General features: G+C 70.8%; 6 protein-coding genes. 2 read left to right on the top strand and 4 right to left on the bottom strand.

What is annotated here, in order from left to right; all coding sequences use genetic code 11:
• Positions 1-66: 66 nt before the first annotated feature.
• From ACFWEP_RS30285 to ACFWEP_RS30295, 3 genes are all read right to left on the bottom strand, one after another.
• Entirely contained in the window at positions 67-1,092 is a 1,026-nt protein-coding gene (locus tag ACFWEP_RS30285; protein ID WP_387374822.1) for a 6-phosphofructokinase, read from the bottom strand.
• 163 nt (positions 1,093-1,255) lie between these two features.
• Positions 1,256-1,984 (bottom strand): type 1 glutamine amidotransferase, encoded by a 729-nt coding sequence (locus tag ACFWEP_RS30290; protein ID WP_387374824.1) that lies wholly within the window; start codon positions 1,982-1,984, stop codon positions 1,256-1,258.
• 31 nt (positions 1,985-2,015) lie between these two features.
• Complete coding sequence (locus ACFWEP_RS30295) at positions 2,016-3,254, bottom strand: MurT ligase domain-containing protein (protein ID WP_266701546.1); 1,239 nt, start codon at positions 3,252-3,254, stop codon at positions 2,016-2,018.
• Between the two features lie 113 nt (positions 3,255-3,367).
• Here ACFWEP_RS30295 and def point away from each other — a divergent pair, with 113 nt between their 5' ends.
• Positions 3,368-3,916, top strand: coding sequence for a peptide deformylase (gene def / locus ACFWEP_RS30300; protein WP_387374827.1), 549 nt, complete (start codon positions 3,368-3,370; stop codon positions 3,914-3,916).
• An 11-nt stretch (positions 3,917-3,927) separates the two neighbouring features.
• Here def and ACFWEP_RS30305 read toward each other — a convergent pair whose 3' ends face one another.
• Positions 3,928-4,575, bottom strand: coding sequence for a TetR family transcriptional regulator (locus ACFWEP_RS30305; RefSeq protein ID WP_387374829.1), 648 nt, complete (start codon positions 4,573-4,575; stop codon positions 3,928-3,930).
• 181 nt (positions 4,576-4,756) lie between these two features.
• Between ACFWEP_RS30305 and ACFWEP_RS30310 the strand changes: the two genes are divergently transcribed.
• Positions 4,757-5,983 carry an acyl-CoA dehydrogenase family protein gene (locus ACFWEP_RS30310; protein ID WP_387374831.1) on the top strand — a complete coding sequence of 409 codons (1,227 nt, stop codon included), beginning with the start codon at positions 4,757-4,759 and terminating at the stop codon, positions 5,981-5,983.
• Positions 5,984-5,992 lie beyond the last annotated feature (9 nt).

Below are 5,992 nucleotides of genomic sequence, written 5' to 3' on the forward strand. Positions count from 1 at the left end.
GTCCCGGGGTGTCGTGGCCGCTCCTCCGGAAGCGCGGGGAGCGGGAGCAGAAGGGAGCGCGGGGGCTCAGAGGACGCAGTCCACCTCGGCGTACCGCTCCGCCGGAACGGTCTTGAGGGTCTCCACCGCGGAGGTCAGCGGCACCATCCGGATGTCCGTGCCCTGCAGCGCCGTCATCATGCCGAACTCGCCGCGGTGCACCGCCTCCACCGCGTGCCATCCGAAGCGGGTGGCGAGCACCCGGTCGTACGCCGTCGGGGTACCACCACGCTGGACATGGCCGAGAATGACCGGGCGGGCCTCCTTGCCGAGGCGCTGCTCCAGCTCGATCGAGAGCTGGGACGCTATCCCCGCGAAGCGCTCGTGCCCGTAGATGTCCTCGGAACCGGTGGCGAAGGCCATCGTGCCGTCCTGCGGCTTGGCGCCCTCGGCGACCACCACGATCGCGAACTTCTTGCCGGCCGAGAAGCGCTCCCCGACGACCCTGGTCAGCTCGTCGATGTGGAACGGACGCTCCGGCACGACGATGGCGTGCGCGCCGGCCGCCATGCCCGAGTGCAGGGCGATCCAACCGGTGTGACGGCCCATGACCTCCACGATCAGCACCCGCTGGTGCGATTCGGCGGTCGTCTTCAGCCGGTCCAGGGCGTCGGTGGCCACGCCCACGGCAGTGTCGAAACCGAAGGTGACGTCGGTGGAGGCGATGTCGTTGTCGATGGTCTTCGGTACGCCGACGATCGGCAGTCCCGCCTCGGAGAGGAGGTTGGCCGCCTTCAGCGTGCCCTCGCCGCCGATCGGGATGATCGCGTCGAGACCCAGATCGGCGACATGGCCGCGGGCCCGCTCCACACCACCGCGCAGGTGCGCGGGCTGGACACGGGACGAGCCGAGGATGGTGCCGCCGAGCGCCAGGATGCCGCCGACCGCGTCCAGGTCGAGCTTGCGGTAGTCGCACTCCAGCAGGCCGCGCCAGCCGTCGTGGAAGCCGATGACCTCGTCGCCGTGGTCGACAACCGCCCGGTGCACTACGGAGCGGATGACTGCGTTGAGACCGGGGCAGTCGCCGCCGGACGTGAGGACACCAATGCGCATTGCCCGAGGAACCTTTGCAACGTGGGCCGACGACCGGACCGCGTCGTCCGGCTGAATACCCGCCACCCTACCGGCGCAGGGTGGCGGGACCGAACCCTCTGTCCGCCTGCTGGACTCCGCTCAGTTGAGCTGGAATCTACTCAGGCGAAACAAGGCCGACACATCAGGCCGGCTGGGTCGCCGCGGCGATGCGTTCCGACCTCAGCGCCTCGTACCAGTGCTCGTTCACCGGCGGCAGCGCGTTGACGTCGAGGGCCAGCTTCAGCAGCAGATCGGCGATCTGCGGATTGCGCGCCAGCACGGGCCCGTGCATGTACGTCCCGAACACGGTGTCGCTGTACGCCCCCTCGGTACCGTCGCCGGTGCCGTTGCCGCGGCCCACCCGGACCCGGGCGAACGGACGCGCCGTCGGACCGAGATGGGTGACGCCCTGGTGGTTCTCGAAACCGGTGAGCGGCGGCAGACCGAGGTTCGGGTCGATGTCGCCCAGTACGTCGCCGACGCACCGTGCGCCCTCGCCGCGGGTCGTCACCACGTCGAGCAGCCCGAGGCCGGGCTCCCGCTCCCCGAGGTCGTTGATGAACTCGTGGCCCAGGATCTGGTAGCCCGCGCAGACCGAGAAGATGATCGCGCCGTTCGACGCGGCCCGGCTCAGCCCGCCGTCGCGGCGCAGCCGCTCCGCCGCCAGCCGCTGCGGACGGTCCTCACCGCCGCCGATGAGGTAGATGTCGCCCGACGTGGGGATCGGCTGGTCGCTGCGTACGTCGACCCGCTGCACGTCGAGGCCGCGCTGCCGTGCCCGCCGCTCGACGACGAGGGCGTTGCCCTGGTCGCCGTAGGTGCTGAGGAGGTCGGGGTAGACCCAGACCAGACGCAGACCGTTGTTGCTCATGCTTCGTCCTCTCCGGAGGCCCTGGCGGGGATCAGTTGCCGACACGACGGCGCAGATCCTGGAAGGCGGTGTAGTTGGCGATGACCTCGATGCGCCCGGGCGGGGCCAGCTGGACGGCCTCGTCCAGGGTCTCGCAGACACGGAAGTCCAGACCGGCCACTTCGAGCCGGACGGCGAGGTCCATCTTGCGGTCCCCGAGCACGAAGATCGGGTGACCGGACAGCTGCGTGTAGTCGACGTCCCACAGCCAGGAGGTGTCCGTGCCGTCCGCGCCGCGCGCGTTGACGGAGAGGATCACCGGCGTCGGCGGGGGGTCGATGAGCGAGAACGTCTCCAGCCAGCCGGCCGGGTTCTTCGCCAGCAGCAGCCGCAGCTCGCGGTTGTGGAACGAGACCACGTCGTAACGGCCCGCCACCGCCTGCACCTGGTACATCCGCTCCAGGGCCACCTGCGGGGGCACGCCGAATACGGCCGCCACGGCGGCCGACGAGGTCGCGTTCGCCTTGTTGGCGCGACCGGGCAGCTGGAGGTGGATCGGCCACGCCGAGCCGTGCGGGTCGAGCACGTAGTCGCCGTTGAGCGCCCAGCTCGGTGCCGGACGGCGGAAACCGCACTGTCCGCAGAACCAGTCGTCCCCGGGGCGCTGCATCACGCCGCCGCAGGAGGGGCAGGACCAGGCGTCGTCCTTCCACGCCTGCCCGGCCGCCACCCACACCACGTTCTGGGAGGACGAGGCCGCCCAGACGATCAGCGGGTCGTCCGCGTTGGCGATGATGACGGCCTTCGAACCCGCCAGTCCCTCGCGCCAGTGCTCGGCCAGCATGCGGGTCTCCGCCGCGCGGTCGAGCTGGTCGCGGGAGAGGTTGAGCAGAGCGATCGCCTTGGGCGTCGTGTCGCGCGCCACTCCGGCGAGGTACTTCTCGTCGACCTCGATCACGCCGAACCGGGCATCCGATCCGCCGGCCAGGGCCGAGGTGATGCCCGCGGGCATGTTCGCGCCGAGCGCGTTCGAGACGACGGGCCCGGCGGCCCGCAGCGCCTCGGCGATCAGCCGTGTGGTGGTCGTCTTGCCGTTCGTCGCCGACACGAGGATCACGTCCAGGTGCTGCGCCAGTCGCCCCAGCAGGTCGGGGTCGAGCTTGAGCGCCACCCGGCCGCCGATCACCGATCCGCTGCCGCGCCCCGCCGCGCGCGACACCGCCGCCGCGGCCTTGCCCGCCGTCACGGCCAGCTTGGCCCGCGGCGACAACGGCTCCGTGTTGCCTGCCATCGTCCTAGATCCTCCTTGCATCGGTCCACGCCCAGCCTATCGATGTCCAGCACGACGGCCGCACCGCGGCACCACGGAACTGGGCGGTCAAGGCGGACCGTACCCTTACGGCCATGCGAAACCGCCCGATCCCCGGCAGTTCCGGAATCATTCGTACCGTGAGCACCCTCGGTGACCCCGTCCTCCACCGTGCCTGCGAGGACGTCACCGATTTCGGTCCCTCGCTCGCCCGGCTGGTGGAGGACATGTTCGCCACGATGTACGCGGCCCAGGGGGTCGGTCTCGCGGCCAACCAGATCGGAGTGCCGCTCCGGGTCTTCGTATACGACTGCCCGGACGACGACGACGTCCGCCACCTCGGCCACGTGGTCAACCCCCGGCTGGTGGAGGCGGACGGCATCACGGTACGCGGCCCGGAGGGGTGCTTGTCGCTGCCGGGCATCGAGGCGGGCACCCAGCGCTTCGACCGGGCGGTGGTGCGCGGGCGCACCGTCACCGGCGAGGAGGTGGAGATCACCGGTACGGGTTGGTTCGCGCGCTGTCTCCAGCACGAGTGCGACCACCTGGACGGCACGGTCTACACGGACCGGCTGACCGGACCGCGCCGGGCACTGGCGCTGCGCAAGGCCCGCCGGGCGCCCTGGGCCGCCACCGGGGACTGACCCCGGGGCCCTCAGAAGCCGGGTGCGCCCGGCTTGTCGCCCACCTCGGCCAGCCGGCCCCAGAGCAGGTCGGCGAGGCTGCGCACCAGGCGTTCGCGCGGGACGGGCCGGTCACCGAGCCACCAGTCGCCCGCCGCGTGCATCATCCCGACGATGCCGTGGCCCCAGATCCGGGCCGTCTCCTCGCCGTCCGCGCCGAGGTCCACCCGCTCGGCGATGACCCGTCCGAGCTCCTCGCCCAGGCGCCGCAGCAGCGGCACGGAGTGGCGGCCGGTGTCGAACCCCGGCTCGGGGGCGGGAACGTCGTCGGACGGGTGCATCAGGAAGCGGTAGACCTGCGGACGGGCCTCGATGGCCGCGAGGTAGGTGTCGAGGGTGTTCTCCACCCTTCGGCGGCGTTCGGCGGGCGCGTCGAGCGCCGCGCGCAGATTGCTCAGCAGGGCGTCGGTGTGGCGTTGGGCGAGGGCGCGGTAGAGGCCGCCCTTGTCGCCGAAGTGGCGGTAGAGGATCGGTTTGGTGATGCCCGCCTCGGCGGCGATGGCGTTCATGGAGGCCCCGGGGCCGTCCCTGAGCACCACCCGGTCGGCTGCCTCCAGCAGCTCCCGGCGCCGCTGCTCGGCCGCCGTCCGCTGCCGGTCGGCCTGTCGTGCGGTCTCCATCTGTCGCCCTTTCCCCACCCCTGACACCTCTGGCCTGGCGCTTTGCGCGCGCCCGGGCAACGTAACACCCCGCCTTCGAAAGACGCGGACCGGTCCATGAGCGGTTGACAGCGGCTACTTGCCGGTAACAGACTGCTGTTACCGTAAGTAACGCGATGTCGGGCAGTGCATGGAGGGGAACATGGCCGAGTTCACGCTTGAGCTCAACGAAGACCAGAAGCAGGTGCGCGACTGGCTCCACGGTTTCGCCGCGGAGGTGATCCGGCCGGCGGCGTCGGAGTGGGACGAGCGTGAGGAGACCCCCTGGCCGGTCATTCAGGAGGCGGCCAAGGTCGGCATCTACTCGCTCGACTTCTACGCCCAGCAGTTCTTCGACCCCACCGGCCTCGGCATCCCGGTGGCGATGGAGGAGCTCTTCTGGGGCGACGCGGGCATCGCCCTGTCGATCGTCGGTACGGGCCTGGCAGCCGTGGGCGTCCTGGCCAACGGCACCGAGGAGCAGATCGGCACCTGGATTCCGCAGATGTACGGCGACGCGGACGACGTCAAGCTCGCCGCCTTCTGCTCCTCCGAGCCCGACGCCGGTTCCGACGTCGCGTCGATGCGTACCCGCGCCGTCTACGACGAGGCCAAGGACGAGTGGGTGCTCAACGGCACCAAGACCTGGGCGACCAACGGCGGCATCGCCAACGTCCACGTCGTGGTGGCCGTCGTCGACGCCGAGCTCGGCTCGAAGGGCCACGCCTCCTTCATCGTGCCGCCGGACACCCCGGGGCTGTCCCAGGGGCAGAAGTTCAAGAAGCACGGCATCCGGGCGTCCCACACCGCCGAGGTGGTCCTGGAGGACGTCCGCGTCCCCGGCCACTGCCTCCTCGGCGGCAAGGAGAAGCTCGACGAGCGACTGGCCCGCGCCCGCGAGCGGGCGAAGTCGGGCGGTGAGCGCGTGAAGAACGCCGCGATGGCCACCTTCGAGGCGTCCCGTCCTGCGGTCGGCGCCATGGCGGTCGGCACCGCCCGCGCCGCGTACGAGGTCGCCCTCGACTACGCCAAGACACGCACCCAGTTCGGTCGCCCGATCATCGACAATCAGGGCATCGCCTTCCAGCTCGCCGACATGCGCACCCGGATCGACGCGGCCCGGCTGCTGGTCTGGCGCGCCTCCTGGATGGCCACCACGAACAAGCCCTTCACCTCGGCCGAGGGCTCGATGTCGAAGCTGTACGCCAGCGAGACCGCGAAGCAGGTCACCGCCCAGGCCGTCCAGATCCTCGGCGGCAACGGTTTCACCCGCGAGTACCCGGTGGAGCGGATGCACCGGGACGCGGCGATCTACACCATCTTCGAGGGCACCAGCGAGATCCAGCGCCTGGTGATCGCCCGCACGCTGTCCGGAATGCCGATCCGCTGACGCCTAAAC

Origin of the sequence: Streptomyces sp. NPDC060198, from assembly GCF_042728415.1 — a bacterium.
Taxonomy (GTDB): domain Bacteria; phylum Actinomycetota; class Actinomycetes; order Streptomycetales; family Streptomycetaceae; genus Streptomyces.

Bases quoted from the DNA above. Each gene is read 5' to 3' on its own strand.
- ACFWEP_RS30285 (WP_387374822.1), bottom strand. From the start codon at position 1,092: ATGCGCATTGGTGTCCTCACGTCCGGCGGCGACTGCCCCGGTCTCAAC.
- ACFWEP_RS30290 (WP_387374824.1), bottom strand. From the start codon at position 1,984: ATGAGCAACAACGGTCTGCGTCTGGTCTGGGTCTACCCCGACCTCCTC.
- ACFWEP_RS30295 (WP_266701546.1), bottom strand. From the start codon at position 3,254: ATGGCAGGCAACACGGAGCCGTTGTCGCCGCGGGCCAAGCTGGCCGTG.
- def (WP_387374827.1), top strand. From the start codon at position 3,368: ATGCGAAACCGCCCGATCCCCGGCAGTTCCGGAATCATTCGTACCGTG.
- ACFWEP_RS30305 (WP_387374829.1), bottom strand. From the start codon at position 4,575: ATGGAGACCGCACGACAGGCCGACCGGCAGCGGACGGCGGCCGAGCAG.
- ACFWEP_RS30310 (WP_387374831.1), top strand. From the start codon at position 4,757: ATGGCCGAGTTCACGCTTGAGCTCAACGAAGACCAGAAGCAGGTGCGC.